13 protein-coding genes are annotated in these 19,335 nt (G+C 66.4%); 2 read left to right on the forward strand and 11 right to left on the reverse strand.

The genetic code is table 11. The annotated features are described in order from the left end of the window. Positions 1–28 precede the first annotated feature (28 nt). Both ACIA48_RS16880 and ACIA48_RS16885 read right to left on the reverse strand, forming a co-directional pair. Positions 29–1,081: an esterase family protein gene (locus tag ACIA48_RS16880; RefSeq protein ID WP_396735031.1), complete on the reverse strand. Its 1,053-nt coding sequence runs from the start codon at positions 1,079–1,081 to the stop codon at positions 29–31. 114 nt (positions 1,082–1,195) lie between these two features. Further along, a complete protein-coding gene (locus ACIA48_RS16885; protein ID WP_396733632.1) occupies positions 1,196–2,212 on the reverse strand; it encodes a TIGR03617 family F420-dependent LLM class oxidoreductase in 1,017 nt (338 codons plus the stop codon). Between the two features lie 115 nt (positions 2,213–2,327). Between ACIA48_RS16885 and ACIA48_RS16890 the strand changes: the two genes are divergently transcribed. After that, on the forward strand, positions 2,328–2,681 hold the full coding sequence (locus tag ACIA48_RS16890; protein WP_396733635.1) for a Fe-S protein: 354 nt from the start codon (positions 2,328–2,330) through the stop codon (positions 2,679–2,681). A 15-nt stretch (positions 2,682–2,696) separates the two neighbouring features. On the opposite strand, the gene ACIA48_RS16895 is transcribed toward ACIA48_RS16890, so the two are convergent. The 5 genes from ACIA48_RS16895 to ACIA48_RS16915 form a co-directional block, all read right to left on the reverse strand. After that, a complete protein-coding gene (locus ACIA48_RS16895) occupies positions 2,697–3,743 on the reverse strand; it encodes a tartrate dehydrogenase (RefSeq protein ID WP_396733638.1) in 1,047 nt (348 codons plus the stop codon). Further along, a complete protein-coding gene (locus tag ACIA48_RS16900) occupies positions 3,740–5,344 on the reverse strand; it encodes an SLC13 family permease (RefSeq protein WP_396733641.1) in 1,605 nt (534 codons plus the stop codon). The genes ACIA48_RS16895 and ACIA48_RS16900 overlap by 4 nt, the downstream gene beginning before the upstream one ends. Before the next feature lie 229 nt (positions 5,345–5,573). Beyond that, complete coding sequence (locus ACIA48_RS16905) at positions 5,574–7,208, reverse strand: fatty acyl-AMP ligase (RefSeq protein ID WP_396733643.1); 1,635 nt, start codon at positions 7,206–7,208, stop codon at positions 5,574–5,576. 202 nt (positions 7,209–7,410) lie between these two features. Next, a complete protein-coding gene (locus ACIA48_RS16910) occupies positions 7,411–9,219 on the reverse strand; it encodes a sulfatase-like hydrolase/transferase (RefSeq protein WP_396733645.1) in 1,809 nt (602 codons plus the stop codon). Then, complete coding sequence (locus ACIA48_RS16915; RefSeq protein WP_396733648.1) at positions 9,212–9,658, reverse strand: SRPBCC family protein; 447 nt, start codon at positions 9,656–9,658, stop codon at positions 9,212–9,214. The genes ACIA48_RS16910 and ACIA48_RS16915 overlap by 8 nt, the downstream gene beginning before the upstream one ends. 55 nt (positions 9,659–9,713) lie before the next feature. Between ACIA48_RS16915 and ACIA48_RS16920 the strand changes: the two genes are divergently transcribed. Beyond that, positions 9,714–10,145: a nitroreductase family deazaflavin-dependent oxidoreductase gene (locus ACIA48_RS16920; protein ID WP_396733651.1), complete on the forward strand. Its 432-nt coding sequence runs from the start codon at positions 9,714–9,716 to the stop codon at positions 10,143–10,145. Positions 10,146–10,155: 10 nt separating this feature from the next. Here the strand turns inward: ACIA48_RS16920 and recD are convergent, their stop codons facing one another. From recD to ACIA48_RS16940, 4 genes are all read right to left on the reverse strand, one after another. Further along, positions 10,156–11,829: an exodeoxyribonuclease V subunit alpha gene (gene recD / locus ACIA48_RS16925; protein WP_396733654.1), complete on the reverse strand. Its 1,674-nt coding sequence runs from the start codon at positions 11,827–11,829 to the stop codon at positions 10,156–10,158. Beyond that, complete coding sequence (gene recB / locus ACIA48_RS16930; protein ID WP_396735034.1) at positions 11,826–15,140, reverse strand: exodeoxyribonuclease V subunit beta; 3,315 nt, start codon at positions 15,138–15,140, stop codon at positions 11,826–11,828. Before recB ends, recD begins: the two co-directional genes overlap by 4 nt. Before the next feature lie 5 nt (positions 15,141–15,145). Beyond that, the gene (gene recC / locus ACIA48_RS16935; protein WP_396733657.1) at positions 15,146–18,397 is read right to left on the reverse strand and encodes an exodeoxyribonuclease V subunit gamma; all 3,252 of its coding nucleotides are present in this window, start codon (positions 18,395–18,397) and stop codon (positions 15,146–15,148) included. Between the two features lie 181 nt (positions 18,398–18,578). After that, a complete protein-coding gene (locus ACIA48_RS16940; RefSeq protein WP_396733660.1) occupies positions 18,579–19,196 on the reverse strand; it encodes an HD domain-containing protein in 618 nt (205 codons plus the stop codon). Between the last annotated feature and the right edge of the window lie 139 nt (positions 19,197–19,335).

Consider the following 19,335-nt stretch of genomic DNA (forward strand, 5'->3'; position numbering starts at 1 on the left):
ACCGCCTAGTAGTTGCGAAGTACAGTAACTACCGCACTGGCGCCAAGGTGAGCCCAGGAGCCACCGCCGCAGCGGGCGCCGGGACCGGCGCCGGCGCCACGGCCGGTGCCGCGGCCGGTGCTGGGACCGCACCCGGGATTGCGGGCCGGGGAGCCGGCGGCGGGGGAGGGGGAGTGTTGATGATCCGCAGGATGTCGGGCTTCATCTGCTGCAGCTGCGCGCCCCAGTAACCCCAGCTGTGCGTGCCGTTCGGCGGGAAGTTGAACACCGCATTGCGGCCGCCGGCGGCCTGGTACTTCTCTTGAAACTCCTTGTTCGTGCTCAGCGTGATGTTCTCCAGGTACGACGCGCTGAACTGCGTTCCGAAGCCTCCACCGCCGCCGTCGAGGTCGGACATCGTGCCGTTGCCGCAGTACACCCACAGGGCCGTGCGATTGGCCACCAGTCGATTGATGTTCAGCATCGGGTCATTCCGCTGCCACGCGGGATTGTTCGGCGGCCCCCACATGTCGGCTGCCTTGTAGCCGCCGGCATCCATCATCGCGAAGCCAATCAGCGTGGGCCACATACCCTTTGACGGGTTCAGGTATCCCGACAGCGATGCGGCGAAAAAGAACTGCTGGGGATGCCATGCGGCCAATGTCAGCGCCGCTCCGCCCGACATCGACAGTCCCACAACGGCATTACCGCGCGGGTCCTGTCCCTTGTTGGCCATCAGCCAGCTCGGCAGTTCGTTGGTCAGGAACGTCTCCCACTTGTACGTGGTCGTTCCATTGAAACCTGACGCCGGCGCATACCAGTCGCTGTAGAAACTCGACTGCCCGCCAACGGGCATCACGACGGACACACCCGACTCGTAGAACCACTCGAACGCCGCGGTGTTGATGTCCCAGCCGTTGAAGTCTTCCTGCGCGCGGAGGCCGTCGAGCAGATACACCGAATGCGGTCCGCCGCCCTGGAACTGGACCTTGATGTCACGTCCCATCGACGGCGACGGCACCATTAGCGTCTCGACCGGCAAGCCTTCGCGCGAATACGCCGAGGCCTGCGGCGACGCAACCATCACGGCCGCAGCCATCATCACTGCACAGACGACCAGCCTGCCGACACGACGCGCAAATCCCTCCACCACGGCGCGAAACTAACAACGCCGCTGAATAATCCAGCGCTCCCGCGCGAGGCAGTGATCAGTCTGTTATCGGGATGAGATCTGTCGTGACACTTCGCCGTAGCGCTCGATGCGGGCTTCATCGGCCAGCGCGTTGTACAGCACGACACGCGTGGCGAGGCCCCCGTACTTCGCGACCAGCGCGTCGGCCAACCCATCCCATGTCGACTCCGTCGCGAACGTCGCGATGTGCTCGTCGCTGATCTGCGCCGCCATCCCCTTGAAGTCGCCGGCCTTCTGCTTCTCGCGGATCCGCGCCGTCGTCCCCTCGAACCCGGCCTCGTCCCAGATGAACGCATAGTTTGGGGTGCTCCCGTAGAAGCTCATGCTCGTCCGGACCAGTTCACGTTCGCGGTCCCGCTCCTCGTCGCTGTCGCCGACGATCGTCATCACTGGCACGATCACCGCGATATCGTCGGGCGATCGCTCCGACTTCGCCGCTCCCTCAGCAACATTCGGTACCACGTGTCGTTCGATGTAACCCGGCTCGCCGAGCGGATGCACATGCACGCCGTCGGCCACCTCGCCGGCCATCCGCAGCATCCACGGGTTCACCGCCGCGATGTCCACCTTCGGATCCGGCGCATCGATCGGACCCGCGCTCCACTGCGGGGTGATGAAGTCCAGGCTGTAGAAGTCGCCGTGGTGATCCAGCTTGCCGGTGCGGAACGCGTGGAAGCACGCTTTGACGGCCCGCACGTAATCACGCAGCCGAGGACCGGGACGCTCGAAATCCACGCCGTAGCGCCGGACCACGTGGGTGCGCACCTGCGTACCGAGGCCGAGCCGGAACTTGCCGGCCGTCGCCTCCTGTAGTTCCCACGCCGACGCCGCCGTGACGAACGGACTGCGCGGAAACGCGACTGCGACACCCGTCGACAACTCCAGGCCCGGCGCGGCCTGCGACGCCACTGCCGCATTGAGATACGCAGTCCGGCCGGTCTCGGTGAACAGCAATCCGGAGAACCCGGCGGCTTCTGTACGACGGGCGAGCGCCCCGATCGTTTTCAGTGGCTGCGGGGTGATCATCGCGTCGACATACACAGTGGCACCGTACGCCCGGCCAGTGGGCCCACGCGGTAAGGCCACACACCGATCGAATCTTGCCGCGTCGGCTGATTTTCTGGCTCCCCGGCCAGCGCTGTCGTACGCTCACGGCATGGAACTACTACGCGATGTAGTTGTATTGCTGCACATCGTTGGCTTCGCCGTGACCTTCGGCGCCTGGACCACCGAGGCAGTCGCGAAACGGTTCCGCTTCACCCGCGTCATGGACTACGGGCTGCTGCTCTCGCTGCTCACCGGGCTGGCGCTGGCCGCGCCCTGGCCGGCGGGCATCGAGCTCAACTATCCGAAGATCGGCATCAAGCTCGTCATCCTCATCGTGATCGGCGGTGTGCTCGGTATGGGCAGCGCACGGCAGAAACGCACCGGCAATCCGGTGCCACGTCCGCTGTTCGTCACCGTCGGGGTGCTGTCCTTCGCTGCGGCCGCCATCGCGGTGCTCTGGTAGCTCTCGACAGCTGACTCAGCGCAGCTGCGCGACGAGCGCCTCCGTCACCTCGACCGTCGACGCCGTCCCGCCCAGATCGCCGGTACGCGTCTCCGGCTTCGCCAGTGTCGACTCCATTGCCGCCATCACTTCACTCGCCGCGTCCGAATGCCCCAGGTGCTCGAGCATCAATGCCGCCGACCACACCGCGCCGATCGGGTTGGCGATCCCACGGCCCGCAATGTCGGGTGCCGACCCGTGCACCGGCTCGAACATCGACGGGTACATCTTCGTCGGGTCCAGATTGCCCGACGGCGCGATGCCGATCGAGCCTGCGACCGCCGCGGCGAGGTCGGACAGTATGTCGCCGAACAGGTTTGACCCCACCACGACATCGAAGCGTTGCGGCTGCAACACGAACTTCGCGGCCAGCGCGTCGATGTGCTCGCTGTCCATCCGCACGTCCGGGAACTGTGCTGCCCTCTCGGCGACCACCTCGTCCCAGAACGGTAGCGTGTGCACGATCCCGTTCGACTTCGTCGCCGACGTGACGTATCCCCGTCGCGACCGCGCCAACTCGAATGCATAGTCGGCGATCCGGCTCACCCCGACGCGGGTGAAAACCGATTCCTGGACGGCCATTTCGTCGGGAAACCCGCGGTTGAGACGTCCACCGATCTCGCTGTACTCGCCCTCGACGTTCTCCCGCACCACGACGAAGTCGACCTCGCCGGGGGCCCGCAGTGGGCTGTCGACGCCGTTGAACACCTTGATCGGGCGCAGGTTGACGTATTGCCGGAACGCCCGTCGGATCGGGATGAGCAGTCCCCACAAAGACACGTGGTCGGGTACTCCCGGCCAGCCGACCGCGCCGAGCAGGATCGCGTCGAACTCGCGCAGCGTGTCGATGCCGTCCTCGGGCATCATGGTTCCGGTGCGGGTGTAACGCTCACATGACCAGTCGAAGTCCGTGTAGGACAACTCGATTGCGTGCTTGGCCGCGAGCGTGTCGAGGACCGCGCGGGCCGAAGTGATGACCTCGGGTCCGATACCGTCACCCGGGATGACCGCGATAGAGGTCATCCGCCCAGTCCCAGCAGGCCCACCATGATCGGTAGCAGGATGATGATCAGGATCGCGCCCGCAATGTCGAAGGTGATGCCGGACTTGATCATCGTGGTGATCTTCACGACGCCGGAGCCGTAGACGATCGCGTTCTGCGGCGTCGACACCGGGAGCATGAACCCGAACGACGCCGCGAAAGTCGCCGCCAGTGCGGGCACGAACGGATTGACGCCCGCGGCCATCGCCACCGGAATGACGATCGGCACCACCACCGCGGCCGACGCCGTGTTGCTCGTCGTCTCCGACACGATGATCGCCAGGATCACCGCGAAGATCGTGATCGGCACGATGCTCGACAGGCCCAACGCGTCGTCGATGGAGGTACCAATGGTTTCGGCCAGTCCGGTCGAGCTGATGAGCGACCCGAAGATGATGCCGCAGCCGAACAAGATGATGGTGCCCCAGTCGATTTCGGCGGCGTCACTCCAGCGCAAGGTGAACTCGCGCTCTTTCCAGTCGGTGGGCAGTAGGAACAGCAGTGCGGCGCCGAACACGGCCACCACACCCTCGTCGAAGCGGTCGCTGATGAACTCGTAGGCGCTGGACTCGGTGCCGGAGATCAGCGCGACGATGCCGGGCAGGATCCACAGCGTGACGGTGATGCCGAACGCGATCAGCGTGTTCTTCTCCGCGCGCGAGAACGAACCCAGCTTCTCGCGCTCCTCAGCGACGTACTCGGCCACGCCGTCGATTCGCTTGATCTCCGGCTTGTTGAGTCGAAGCAGGATGAGCGCCAGAAGCGCGAACATGACCAAGCAGATCGGAATGGCCATCACCATCCACTGCCCGAAGCTGATGCGCTCGCCGGTGGCCTCCTCGATCAGGCCGCGGCCAATCAGGTTGGGCGGGCTGCCAACTGGGGTCAGCAGTCCACCGACGCTGGCACCGTAGGCCAGCATCAGCATGATCGCCGCACCGACGCGCAGCCGCTGCGGATCGAAATCCTCTTCGACGTCGCCGCGCTTCTGCAGGAGCTTGGCGATGACGCTGAGGATGCCGATCGCGGTCGGAAGCAGCATCGCCACGGTCGCGGTGTTGGAGACGAACGCCGACAGCAGACAGGTGATCGCGCCGAACGCGAGGATCACGCCGGTGGTGGAATTGCCGACGCCCTTCAGCGACAGGATCCGGAAGGCGAACCGTCGCGCCAGACCGTGTTTGAGCATTGCCTGGGCCAGGATGAACGCACCGATGAACGTGAAGATCGTCGACGATCCGAACGGTCCGAGGACGTCGTCGACCGGCGCGACACCCAGGAACACGGCGACGGCGACGCCGAGTAGGCCGCCGACGGGAATCGGGATGGCTTCGCTTATCCACAGCGCGATGACGCCGAGCAGCACCGCGCCCAGCACCTGTTGCTCGCGCGGAATGTCGATGGGCAGAACGAGGAAGGCAACGGTGAGCAGTGGAGCGAGAAAAAGGCCGACCGTACGTCGACCCTTTTCGAAGCGTTCTTCCTGAGGGGAGAGTTTCTGCTCACCGAGACTTCGGTAGGTCGCGCTCCCGAGGAGGGCTTTGTCGACGTCAGTCGGCTGGACCGGGCTGTCTGTGCTCATGGCGGCTCCATCCACTGCGGCTGTGTTCTACACCACACTCGTCGCTGGGGGATGCCTGTTAATCGCGCAGATTAAACATGCCGGCACTTGTCGGGGGTCCGGGGATGACTCTCGTGGTGCCAAGCTCAGAGCGACAAAGTCGCTCAAGTGCGCGTCGCGGTAGTAAGAACAGCGACTCTGTCGCTCAGAGGTTGGCAGCACACATATTCACCCCGGGACGCTGCGCGGTTCAGCCCACGAGTGACAGCGCGTGCGCGCGCCGCAGCTTGCCCGAGGGCGTCTTCGGGATCGTCCCGGGTTCGAGCACCATTACGTTGCGAGGCCGCACGTCGACCTCGGCGAACACCTCGTGGGCGACCTGGCGTTCGACGCGTCGCACCTGCGTCGGATCCGCGAAGTCGGTGCACTCCACCGCGACGGCGAACGTCTCCCGCGACAGCCCCGCGTCGAGCCGCACTGCGACGGCGCAGCCCGGCCGCACGCCGTTCACCCGGCACGCGGCACGTTCGATATCGGTCGGGTAGATGTTGCGCCCGGCCATGATGATGACGTCTTTGATGCGCCCGCACACGACCACGTTGCCGCACTCGGTGAGATAACCGAGGTCACCGGTGTCGTACCAGCCGTGTTCGTCCTGCGCGGGAATGAATCCGGCGATGGTGGTGTACCCCCTGGTCACCGGCTCCCCGCGCACCTCGATGACACCAACGCCCCTTGCGGCCAGCACGGCGCCGTTCTCGTCGACGACGCGGACCTGAATTCCGTCCAGCGGCTGACCGAGGGAGACCAATCGTCGGGTGTGCCCCTTCGCAGCCGGGATGGCGCGATGCAGTGTCGACAGCAGATCGGCGTCCACCTCGTCGACGACCATGCCCCCACCGCACTCGGAGAACGACACGGCCACGGTCGTCTCGGCCATACCGTAGGCGGGGATGATCGCCTCGGGCCTCAACCCGAACGGTGCGCCCGCATCGCAGAGGTCCTCGACATCGACCGGGTCGACCTGCTCGGCGCCCGACAATGCCCAGCGCAGCGTGGACAAATCGAACTGTCCGGGCTTGGCCTGTCTACGCAATCGCTTGGCGAGCAGATTGTAGGCAAAGTTTGGCGCGGCCGTCATCGTGCCCTTGTACTTGTCAATGAGCTTGGCCCACAACAACGTATCGTGCAGGAAGTCCAGGGGTGTGACCTTGACGAGCTCGGCGCCGATGTACATCGGCACCGTCAGGTAACCCGTCATGCCCATGTCGTGGAAGCACGGCAGCCAGCTCACGATCACATCGGTGTCGACGTCGAAATCGCAGCCGACGACCATGGCCTCGGCATTGGCGACGATATTGCCGTGGGTGATCTGGACCGCCTTTGGCGAGCCCGTCGACCCCGACGTCAGCTGCATCAGAGCGACATCGTGGTCGAAGCACTCGAGCGGCTCGATGGGGGTGTTGGCCAACAGCGACTCAATGGTCAGCACCGTCATCCCGAGTTCCGCCAGCACCGGCGCCGCCGCCATAAACGGATCGGAGACCACAACGGCACCAGCCGAAATCATGTCGATGACGGCGGTGGTCTCTTGGGCCCATCGCGTCAGGTCGGTGCGGGGAGTGGGCTGGTGAACCATGGTCGCGCTGGCGCCACGCATCCAAATGCCCTGCGCGGTCGGGGCGATCTCGACCGGGGCGCCGGCCAGCACCGCGACGGCGTCGCCGGGCCCGATGCCAGCGGCGGCCAGTCCGCCAGCCACTCGCCGGGCCCGCTCGTGCACCTGCGCCCACGTATGGCGGACGGGTGCGTCGGGCTCCCCGGTGACCATGCCCTTTTGACTCGATTGGGCGTTGCTGTACATCGTTTCGGTGAATCGACTCACGACAATCCCTCTGCGCCTAGGCGGTATATCGCCGTTGATTGGCTTTATCGGTGACTCGGTGCGAAATTGCTGTTGCGCCAGGTCGTATGGGAATCGCTCCGGTCGAAGCGACGCGCCGCGCGTGTCGAACGCAGATGACTGTACAGACCGGTGGTCTGTCGTACGCTTGAACGCGCCGGTAGCAGCCCAGGAATTCGGAAACTTATCCGAATCGTTGCCTGATGCGGGAGATGAGTTGCGCCGCAATCGATTCTTTGGCGCTCGTTGGGCGGCGCTTCACATACGGCCAAGGGCTGTTTCGCTCTGGAACGGCGTCGGTGCGCACATGTTTGAGTTGACCGCGAAGATGGCTGCGCAAGTTATCGAGCGCCGGGTCCGTCCACCGGTTGACGGCCTCGGTCGAGTCGTCGGTCAGGTCGTAGAGCTCCCACTGATCGTCCAGCGGCGACGTCCGATATGCCTCGCCGCCAATACCGTTCGCCGCGAGGTGACGCACACCGGGCTCCGTCCACGTGGCCGGATCGTCGAAGGTACGCACCAGCTTCCAGAGATGCCCTTCGCCGCCGTCGGCCTCGTCGACCCGGACGACCAGGCCTTCGAAATTGGATCCGACATGCGCGGGTATCTGAATACGCAGCGGCATAGGGGGATTCACCGTCAACTTCATCTGGCGTGCCACGCCTGACGCGCCGGTGTCACCCTCGAGCATGTTGTCTCGCGTCATCAAGTACACGGCGCGTGACTCGTCGGCGGGCGCACCGTCGACCACCGGCATCAGGTCGCGACCCGGCAGATCGTGCACCTCCGAGAACGTCTCCCGCAGCGTCGCCGCGACCGCCGCGACGTCGATGCCCGCAGCCCCCAGCAGCGTCGGCACCAGATCGACGTGTGACGTCGGCGCGGTCACCGTCCGTGCCGACGTCACTTGCGCGCCGGTGCGTGCGACGACGAACGGAACCCGGGTGGCCTCGTCGTAGAGGTTGAACCATTTCTGGTGCAGGCCACCGTGGGCGCCGAGCAGATCGCCGTGGTCGGAGGTACGTACCAGCACCGCGTTGTCCGAGCCGTCGGTCACGACCCGGCGCACCCGGTCCAGCGGTCCGTCGACTTCCGCGTGCAGCCGGTAGTAGAGGTCGCGGTAGCGCTGCGCATTGCGCTTGTACGTCCGGTCGACCGCGGGTGCCACGCCGTAGCCGGTGTAGTACGCCTCGCGGAAGGCGATCTGCGCGGCGGGCTTCGTCGACAGGTCCTCGTCGGCGGTGGGCGCCGCGGGCACGTGTGGTGGATCCAGCGGCGACGGTTGCACGGGACTCTTGCGGGACCATGCGGGGAACAGCACGATGTCGTGCGGGTTGACGAAGCTGGCCACCAACAGGAATGGCTTCAGCGCCTCCGATTCGCCGGCGCGGCGCCGCGTGTAGCGGTCGTCGAGCCACGCGATGATCCGATCGGCGATCAACGCGTCGCGACGGACACCGGCGTTGGCCAGCAGCGCACCGTGCGGCTCGGGTCCCACCCAGCCCGAGAATCCAAACGGCGCAAGGGGATCCGCGTCGAGGTAGCGTTGAACTGCGTCATGGTCGATGACGCCGTCGTCGTCGTTGGTCGCGAGCGGCTTGCCGGTGGCGGGATCGGTCAGATCCGCGTGCGTGATGTGCCATTTGCCGTCGTAGTGGGTGTCGTATCCGGCCGCGCCGAACCAGTTACCGAGTGTGGGCACCTCGCCCCGGCGCAGCCAGCGCATGCGGGAGTCGCTGTACACCTTGCCGATGCCGTCGGTCTGCGTGACACCATGCAGATCGGGGTACTGACCGGTGAAAAGCGTTGGGCGACTTGGCACGCAGGCCAGAGAGCCGGTGTAGTGGCGGCCGAAGCTCACCCCATGTTCGGTGAACCACGTGCGGCCGGCCAGGGTGCGATCGCGCCAGTCGAGGACCTCGGGTGCCTCGTAGGGCGGTATCGCGCGTTCTTCGTCCGTCATCAGGATGACGATGTCGGGCCGATCAGACACGTGAGTTCTCCAATCGCTTGGCGAGTCCGGCGAGCAGACCGTCGGACTCTCGGGTCATCAGCCGACACATGACACGTTCGGCGAGCTCCCGCATTCGGCCGGAGCCGATCTCGACGGTGCTCGTCAAAGTGACGACGGTCGAGTCCCCTGACGATCGCAGCGACCAGCGGTTGTTGACCCGGCCCAGCCGCGTGGGCAGGCCGTCGATGTCGTAGGCCAGGGTGTGTGGCGGGTCGTAGTCGACGATGCGTTCGACGAGCGTCTGACGTCCCATCTGCACCCGGCGGGCCGTGCCGATATGGCCGTCGGCGCCGTGGGTCAGGATGCACGAATGGTCGACGCGGTCGACCCAGGTGCTGAGTGCACCGAAATCTGCAAGAACTTCCCAGACTTCCTGCGGTGCAGCGGCGATGGTGCGGGATCGCTCGATCTGGGCCACGGGCTCACGCTACGCGTTGTGGCCCGCCGGACGGGTGAAAGTGCACGATGGAGAGATGACCGACGACGACATGTCCTCTGAGCGTGAATTCAACAGGCACAACATCGACGAGTTCCGCAGTAACGACGGCAAAGTGGGTGGGCAGTTCGAGGGCTTCCCGCTTCTCATTCTGACCTCCATCGGCGCCAAAAGCGGTGACGAGCGGGAGAACCTCATCGCCTACTTCGACATCGACGACAAGATCTACGTCGTCGGGTCCGCGGCGGGACGCCAGGCGAGTCCGGCATGGGTGTTCAACCTGCGCGCGCAACCCGAGGCCAGGGTCGAGATCGGTGCGGATCCGAGGCGGGCGGTCGTCGCCAAGGAGCTGCCGAGGGCCGAGCGCGACCGCATCTACAAGATCGTCGTCGAGCGCGCGCCGGGGTTCGCCGAGTACGAGAAGCGCACCGATCGCGTGATCCCCGTCTTCGAGCTCGCCTCTGAGTGAAAGCGCTGCGTTAGGCCCGCAGTCGCTGCGCCAACCCGGATGCTCGGACCGCGCGCCGTTGCACCGCGGCGCGCACCGAGTCCTCCGACCCGATGACGCGGATCTTCTCCTTGGCCCGCGTCACCGCCGTGTAGAACAGCTCGCGGGTGAGCAGGCGCGAATCCTCGGGCGGCATGAGCACCGTCACCTCGTCGGCCTGGCTGCCCTGCGACTTGTGGATCGTCATCGCGTGCATGGTCTCGACGTCGGCGAGTCGCCCGGTCGCGAACTCGAGCGGCTCACTGCCCGCGGCGACGACCGCGCGCAATCCGTCGCCGCGCACAACCGTGACGCCGGTATCGCCGTTGTACAGCCCCAGCCCGTAGTCGTTCGCCGTCACCAGCACGGGTCTGCCCGCGTACCACTGCGTCCACAGCGGCTCACCCGTCGCGTCGGTCAGCCATCGCTCAACCTGGTGGTTCCAGTACCGCACCCCGTACGGCCCGCGGCGATGCGCGCACAGCAGCCGGTGCTCATCCAGTGTCGACAACGCCGCCCTGGCGTCACCGAGTATCGATGCTTCCCGCAGCCGTAAAGCATGGGGGAGAAGCACTTTCCGTAACGGCTCGGCCGGAGTGTCGGTATCGAGCCACTCGATGTGGTCGCCGCCAGTGCGCAGCAGCGCGATGACGTCGTCGACGTCGCCGGTGCGGATGGCCGACGCCAGCGTGCCGATGGACTCGCCGAACCGGTGCGATGTCTGCAGCGCTGCGATGCGGACGTCGGGTCGCTCGCCAAGACCATCGACCATGTCCGCCAGCACTGCACCCGCTTCGACCGACGCCAGTTGATCGGGATCGCCGACGAGTAGCAGTCGGCTGTCGGGGCGCAGCGCCTCGAGCAGACGTGCCATCAGCGTCAGCGACACCATCGACGTCTCGTCGACCACGATCACGTCATGCGGCAGGCGGTTCTCGCGATGATGCCGGAACCGCGACGAGTTGCCGGGCCGTGGCCGCAACAACCGATGCAGCGTCGAGGCTTTCAACGCAGGCAGGCGATCGCGGTCGACGGCGTCAAGCTTGTCTACCTCCAACTGCACCGCCTCGAGCAGTCGCGCCGCCGCCTTACCCGTCGGCGCCGCCAACGCGATACGCAGCGGCGGCCGGCCCGACAGCGACGCCTGCTCGGCCAGCAGCGCCAGCAGCCGCGCGACCGTCGTCGTCTTGCCGGTGCCCGGGCCGCCGGTCAGCACCGTAAGCGACTGTGTCAGCGCGATTTCGGCCGCGGCACGCTGCTCTTCCCAGCCGACGGGGAACAACCGCTCCAGGCTGGGTACCTCACCGGGCAGGATCGACGACAGCAGCGTCAGCACGTCGGCGCACACCTGCTGCTCTTCGAGCCAATAGCGGTCCAAATACAGCAGGTCGCCAAACAACCGCAGCACCGGTGTCGCGGTGACGAGTGTGCTCGCCCGCACAGCCGCCAGCCAGTCGTCCGGCGACGGCCACGGCAGGTCGGGCCTTTCGAGTTGCGCAGCGATCGACCGCAGATCCACGCACACCGAGCCGCCGCGCAGCGCGCGCACCGCGATCGCCACGGCCAGCGCGACCGACTCGCCGGGTTCCTTCGCCATCGCGGTGAGACGTTGCGCCACATGCACATCCGCCGGTTCGAACAAGTCGCTGAACGCCTCGAGACTCATGCGGCCACCGCCCCGGCATCGAGCAGGTCGGACATCGCGACGATCAGCGACGCAGGCGGCCGCCAGCTGAACACGCCCATCGGATGGCCGTCGACGATCGGCGTCTGCGCGCCACACATCCCCCTCACGAACAGGTAGAGCACCCCGCCCAGATGTTCTTCTGGCGAGTAGCCGGGCTGCCGCCAACGCAGGAACCGATGCAGCACAACGCAGTACAACAGCGCCTGCAGCGGATAGTCCGAATGCAGCATCGCCTCGACCAGTCGTGGCTGGCCGTAGTCGGCCGCCGTCAGAGGGACCTCCGGCTCGCCCAGCCAGTTCGTCTTGTAGTCGACCACCAGGTAGTGGCCGTCGGTTTTCCCGGGGACCCGCAATACGACGTCAAGCGAGCCCGTCAGATACCCCTTCAACGATTGTGCGCCCAGTGCGCCGTCGGAGAGCCGTCCAGCGTAGGAGATCAGCGGATCGTCGGCGGGCAGGTGTTTAGCCAGCAGCCGACCGACATCGGCCAACGTGATCGACGGCGTTTTGGCGCGTGCGTCTCCACCGGCCAGCGGGAACTCGAACTCCATCTCCTGCAGTCGATCTCGAAGACCGATCTGCCGCAACGTCACGTCCGGTGCCAATGGGCCCAGCGGGGTGTCGTTCAGCGGCACCATGGCCGACGCCAGCTCTTCGGGTGCCACGTCGACGGGCCACCACACCGAGTGCTCGCGGATCTTCGCTTCCAGCTCGGCCGCGAGGTCGACCGCGAACGGGTCGGCGGTTTCCAGCACCGCGTGCACCAGGGTGCCGAACTTCGCGCCCATCGGGAGGTCCGCCATCGGAGACGGCACGTCGGTCCCGGGTCCGCCGGCCTCCCGGTCCGGGACTCCACCTGTCTCCAGGCCGACCTCGTCGTCGAGCTCGATCACCTCCGGCTCGCTGGTCACCCCAGCCGATTCGGCCGCCCGGATCAACCCCGAGTACGACGTCCGCCGCCACGACGCGTCGATCTGACGATGGAAGTGCCGGACGTCAAGACCTGTTGGTGTGGGCGGTAATTCGACCGCAGTCTGGGGTGCGACCACCGACTCTTCGAGAACCGGCCCGCCGACGTTCTCCCAGGCCCGCAGAGCGGTCAACGCGTCCGCGTCGTCGATCTTCGGCGGATCGCAGCGGTCGGGCACCACCGGATCGCCGGGCTGTCGCCCACGCAGCAGCCGCGACAGCCCGCCGTTGGGTTCGTCCCACGACGGCGCCCACCACGCGACCACCTGTGACTGCGCGCGCGTGAGCGCGACATAGGTGAGCCGGACGTCGTCGCTCGCCGCCTCGCGTCGGCCCTGCTGCTGCACCGCGTTGTAGTCGGGGCTCTGTTCGCCGCCGATGTGTAGACAGCGGGTGTCGCCGTCATGGAACAGCACGACGTCGCGAGTCTGGATGTTGCGGTTGAACGCGAACGGCAGGTACACCACCGGATACTGCAGTCCCTTACTCACCCAGACCGTCATGATCTGCACCGCTGCCGCATCGCTGTCGAGCCGCCGGTTCCGTTCGGTGGCGCCACTTCGCTCCTCGCGCTGCGTGCGCAACCAGTCACGCAGGGCGGGCAGGCTGAAGTGTTCGCGATGTGCGGTGTCGTGTAACACCTGCGTCAGGTGCGCCAAGTCGGTCATGTGACGCTCACCGTCGATCCAGGACAGCACCCGGGTACCCATACCCCGCAGCTGCGCGGCTTCGAAGACAGCCGCGACGCCGCGCTCGCGGGCGTGGTCGGCCCACTCCCGCAGAGTGTCCGCGATCCGGTCGGTCAACGTGTCACCCTCGGCGGCAAGGGTTTCGGTGGTCTCGCCAAAGAACATGGTGGTCGCCGCCGCTCGTACCAGCCCGGAGCGGTGCGGCTGATCGAACGCTTCCAGCAGGCACAACCAATCGTCGGCCGCCGGTGAACCGAATACATCGGAGTCGCCGGTGTATACGGCGGGGATGCCCGCGTCGGCCAGCGCGTCGAAACACACCCGACCGTCGCGGTGCGTCTCGACGATCACCGCGATGTCACCGGGCCGCAGCGGACGGTCGCAGAACGTCGCACCGCTCGACAGCAGTGCGGCGATGTCGGAGGCCAGGTCGGCGCTGATGTGGCTGCGCAGCCGGTCCATCGTGATGACGCGATCCTGCTTGGTGCGCAATGTCTCTCGCGAGACGATGCGTAGCCGGAACGGCTCGTTGCGCGGTGCGCCGGTGAGTCGGTGCTCCTTGTGGTTGGCCGCGACCTCCCGCACGACGATCCTGGGGTCCCCGAGCTGCGCATCGCGCATGACGGCCTGGAGGCTGTCGACGAGCGGGGCGTCGCTGCGCCAGTTGGTGTTGAGCGTCTGACGTTCACCCGCGCTGTCGGCGGCGTGCAAGTACGTGACGATGTCGCCGCCCCGAAACGCGTAGATTGCCTGCTTCGGATCACCGATCAGGATCACCGTGCAGTGTCCGGAAAACGCGCGGTCGATCACCTGCCACTGCACCGGGTCGGTGTCCTGGAACTCGTCGACCATGACGATCGACCAGCGACGCTGCATGCGTGCCCGTGCCGGTGAATCGTCAGCTTCCAACGCATTTGCCAGCCGCGAGAGCAGGTCGTCGTAATGGAGTATTCCAAGCTTTCGCTTGCGCTTCTCCAGCTCTGCACACACGGCCTTCGCGAAGTCGACACGCACTGCAGGCTCGAACCCCGGCGGTGGGTCGGCCGGCCGCAGCTCGGTGTGTGCGCTGTTGACGACTTCGCGGGCGAGATCGAGTGCCTGCTCACGGGTGAGTTCTGGATCCTGCTGCTGCTGCCCGAAGTGGGCGAGATACAGATCGTCGACGATCTCGGTGACGACATCGTCGAGGCTCTCGACAAGCTGCACACCGGCATCGGTATCACCAGCCACACCAAGCGATTTCAAGACAAGCTGACAGAACTGATGGGTGGTCGCGATGGTCGCGGCATCGAAACCCGCCAGCGCGTCACGCAGCCGGAGCTGCCGCTCGGCCAGGTCCTCGGGGCTGCCGTCGAGCAGGTGCGCGACCACCTGGTTGTCGCCGACGATCGTCGGATCGTCGAAAGCCTGTAACGCCTCGAGGATCTGGCTGCGTACCCGCTCCCGCAGCTCCTGGCTCGCCGCTCGCCCAAACGTGATGAGCAGCATCTGATCGAGCGTCGCGACGCCTTCGGCGACATAGCGGGTCACCAGGCCCGCGAGCGCGAACGTCTTACCCGTGCCAGCGCTGGCTTCCAGCACGGTTGTCGACCGCGGTGTCGGCAGCGGCCCGAGCAGATCGAACGGCGGCATGTCCATCAGTCCGGATCCCTCTCGGCCGACAGCAGCGGCAGCCACAGTCGCGACGCGTAATCGGGCAGCCCGGCGGCAACCAAATCCTCGAGTGCAAAGCCCGGGCCCCACACCCGCACGTGCGCGGGCTCCTGATCCTCACCGGGATACTTGCCGGTTCGCCACCGCCAGCCCGCCTCGCGCATCGAGGCACCGCGATGGTGATCCGTCTCTGCCCACGCATAGGAAGTCTTGAGCGGCAGCGGAATCGGCTCGCGGCGGCCTGCGTCGTACATGGCGACGAGATCGCGCAGGAGCTCCACGGCCGCGTCCGGTGGCCCGAGCAGCCGTTCCCTTGGCGGTCCGTCCCGCTTGGGTCGTCCGATGCACACCGCTGTCCACTCCACGCCCGAATACTGAGCGGTCAACGCCACCAGGCGAATCCACGATTCCAGCAGGTGCCTGCCATCCAGCTTCGAATACGTCACCGCGACCAGCCGGTCACCGTAGAGCCGCGGCACCGTGCCCGTGACGCGGCGGCTGGACCCCACATCGATGTCAACGTCGAAGGCCCTGGGCTCCTGGGTGCGGTGCCGCTTGGCGGCGGTCGCGAGTGCATCGGCCTTCTTGCAAATGTCTGTCGCAGTACGCCATCCGAGCTTGCCCGGCGGGAGCGAGCCGCGCCGCCATTCGGCCTCCCTGGCGGCCTCGGGCGTCATGCCGCGCAGCATGTCGTCGAGCATCCGGTCGCCGACCTTCCACTCCTGCAGGGCATCGATTTCGACGGGCATCGCGTCCTCGACGGCGTCGACATCCCAGGGCAGTGTGTAGTCCAGCGCGCGGAAGAACCCCTTGACCGGATCCTTGAAGAAGCCGATCAGGTCGTCGAGCGCGATGTCGTCGGGCGGCGGGGCGGCCAGCGGCCGGCCGATCAGTGGCGGTCGGTGTTCGCGGTGACCGGTCGCGACCCGAGCGGCGGTCAGCGCGGTCGGATCGAACGTGAACGGTTGACCCGTCGGCATGCCGAGCTCGCCGGGGGTCACGTTGCGAAGATCGAACGGCTGCAACGGATGTTCCACCAGCACCCGGTCGCGCACCTTCTCCGGCATCGTGGCATCGAGGGTGTCGAGCAGCTCGACGAGCGGCACCGCGGGAGGCTTACGCTGCCCTGAGTATTCGTTGGCGCCGGTGTACGTGACGACGAGCTTCTCGGTTGCCGCGCCGATGGCGTCGAGCAGCAATTGCCGATCCTCCGAACGGATGTCGCGCTCACCGGTCATCGGGTCACGCGCCAGCACGTCGTCACCGTCGACGACACCGAGCCGCGGGAACACGCCGTCGTCGAGCCCGACCAGGCAGACGACCCGGTGCGGCACGGACCGCATCGGCACCATCGTGCACACAGTGAGTGTGCCGGTGCGAAAGTTCGCACGGGTGGGCCGACCGGCGAGGTGGCGGTTGAGCAGCGCCTTGATGTCGGGCAGCCGCATCACGGTTTCGGCGTGTGGACCCGCCTTGGCGAGTACGTCGTTGAACTCACGCTCGACCTGGCTGGCCTGCCACAGGTCGGCGTCGGGCACCGCGGTCAGCGAGGAGATGCCGGTCGACAGCGCGGTGAGCCATGCGCGCAACGGTCTTGCACCAGAGAGTGATTCGACACACGTGTGCAGACGGTCGACATACTCGGCGAGCCGGCCGGCGAGTTCGATGCGGTTGCTTCCAACGTCGTCGAGCGGCAACGTGGTGTCGATCCACGCGTGTGAGTCGTCGGACATCGCCACACCCGCCAGAACCCGGTCAATACCGAAACGCCACGTGTTCTGGATGAAGTCGACGCCATAGGGGTGCCGATGGTCGCGGTCGAAACCCCAGCGGATGTTCGCTTCGCGGACCCAGTCGGCGATGGCGTCGAGGTCGTCGTCGCTGAAGGTGAATCGGGCGCGCACGGGGGCTGCCTCGGCAAGGTTGAGAACCTCGTTGGCCGTCGCTCGTCCACCGGCCAGGGCCAGCAGCTGCGACGCCACACCGAGCAGCGGGTTGGTCTGCGTCAGTGCGCGGTCGGCGAGCTTGACGCGAAGCTTGTGTGCCGGGTGTGCACCGTCCACGACGTCGCCGAGACCGAATCCCGCGACGATCAGTGGTGCGTAGGTCTCGATGTCCGGGCACATGACGAGGATGTCGCGCGGTTCGAGGGTCGCGTCGTCGGTGAGCAGGCCGAGCAGTACTTCGCGCAGGACGTCGATTTGGCGGGCGGGACCGTGGCAGCTGTGTACCTGCACCGAGCGGTCGTCAGCGTTCAGTGTGCGGCCCCGGGGGCGGACGGCGTTGGCGGTGATGTCGGATTGCAGCCAGCCGAGCAGCGTGTCGGGATGGGCCCTACCGCCAAGGTATTCGTCGGTCTGCCGGTGCGCGGGCAGGCTGTGCTGCAGTTCGCGCAGATCGCGTCCGAGCGTCGCCAGCAGCGGGTGGTGGACGCGGCGGTGGGTGGTGTCGTCGCGACGGGGGATCGGTCCATGCTCGTCGGCGAGCGAGGTCCACAGTTCGTCGCTGGGGTGCGGCAGCCACAGGTGCAGATCGTGGTGGGTGGCCAGCGCGTCGAGCAGTTCGATCTCGGTGCTCGGCAACCGAGTGTGGCCGAACAAGGATAGCCGTTGCGGCAGCTTGGTGGGTGACTCCTGCAGTGTGGCAAGGGTTTTGGCGTGGCGAATGTGCGGTGGGTCGGCGTCGATGCGGCCGATCAACGCGCGCCACAGCGGCGGCTGCCACTGCAGATCGTCGTCGATGCCGCCGTCGGCGCCGCTCTCCCAGTCGACGAGCAGTTGAGGACGCTGGCGGGCATAGGACGCGAAGAGTCCGGCCAGCCGCCGGGCGACCGAGTAGCGCCTGCCTTGGCGTAGTTCGCGCTCGTCGCCCGATTCGAAGTGGCCGAGGTGGGTCGACAGTGTCTTGCACCAGGGTTGGTCGCAGCTTTCGTCGATGACGTCGAGCAGCGGCCAGACCATGGCGTCGGGCGACCACGGATCGTCGCGGTCGGTGCCGCTGATCTCGGCGATCAGCGAGTAGGGACTGCGGAAGGAGATGCCGGCGCACACCCCGTCGGAGCCGCTGCCGCGGCCGAGGACGTGCGATAGCCGTTGACTCAGCCAGCGTTCGACACCCTTGGCTGGGACGATGACGACTTCCTCGGCGAAAGGGTCGGGCAGCGGGTCCGAAAGGAGGGTGCCGAGACCGTCGGCCAGCAGATCGGTGCGCTCAGCACGGTGCAGGTGCAGTGCCATCAGCGTCCACCATAGGAGCCGCGAACCGCTAACTCCGGTTGTTGCGCCGGATAATCAGAGAGGCCTCCAAAGCCGCGACCCGCGCCTCCAGATCCTCGAGAGCGGTCATGCCCTCATCCTATGGCGGCGACGGCGGACCAGCCTGCGGAAGCATCGATGCTGTGGACAAAAGCAGTGACCGTCAGACGAGCACGATTCGGTCGCCGCCCTCGACCTGGCGCTTCAACTCGTCGACGACGCGGCCCAGCTCGTCGACCATCCAGCTGTCCAGGCCGCGCTTGCGGTACGCCTCGAGCAGCCCGCCGTAGTACCAGAGGTGATCGCGCGGGTCCTTCACGGTGAAGCGCTCCCACAGCTTGGGGCCGTGTTCGTGGTAGTCCCGCAGCATCGACCGGGCGTTGTCGAGCTTGTCGGCGACCGACACCAGCAGGGTGTCCGTACCCACGTGCGCGAGGTGCTCGATGTAGGCCGTCTTGCGTTCGCGCCACGGCGGTTTCGGCTGCACGTCCGTGTCGCTGCACTCGTCGACGATGGTGGCGACGCCCTCGCCGAAGTTCTTCCGGATCTCGTCCAATGTCGGCGCGCCGCCGGCGTCCTCGACGCAGTCGTGGAGCAGCGCGGCGATGGCCTGGTCCTCCGAGCCGTTGTCGTTGATGACGAGACTCGCCACCGACATCAGGTGTCCGAAGTAGGGGATGGTGCCGCCCTTGCGGACTTGGTTGTGATGCTTCAGCTCGGCGTATACGAGCGCTTTGGAGAACTGGCCGGTCAGTTTGGGCGTCGAGGTCTGTTCACTCACGTCGTTTCCTCCTACCACCCGACCATAGCCCCGGGGGGTGACATGCCTCGGTGCCAACCTCTGAGCGACAAAGTCGCTCAACTACTACAGCTGGGTCGAACATCAGCGACAAAGTCGCTCTGAGGTTGGCAACTCGAGT

The sequence above is a fragment of the Mycobacterium sp. NPDC051804 genome (assembly GCF_044452905.1).
Taxonomy (GTDB): domain Bacteria; phylum Actinomycetota; class Actinomycetes; order Mycobacteriales; family Mycobacteriaceae; genus Mycobacterium.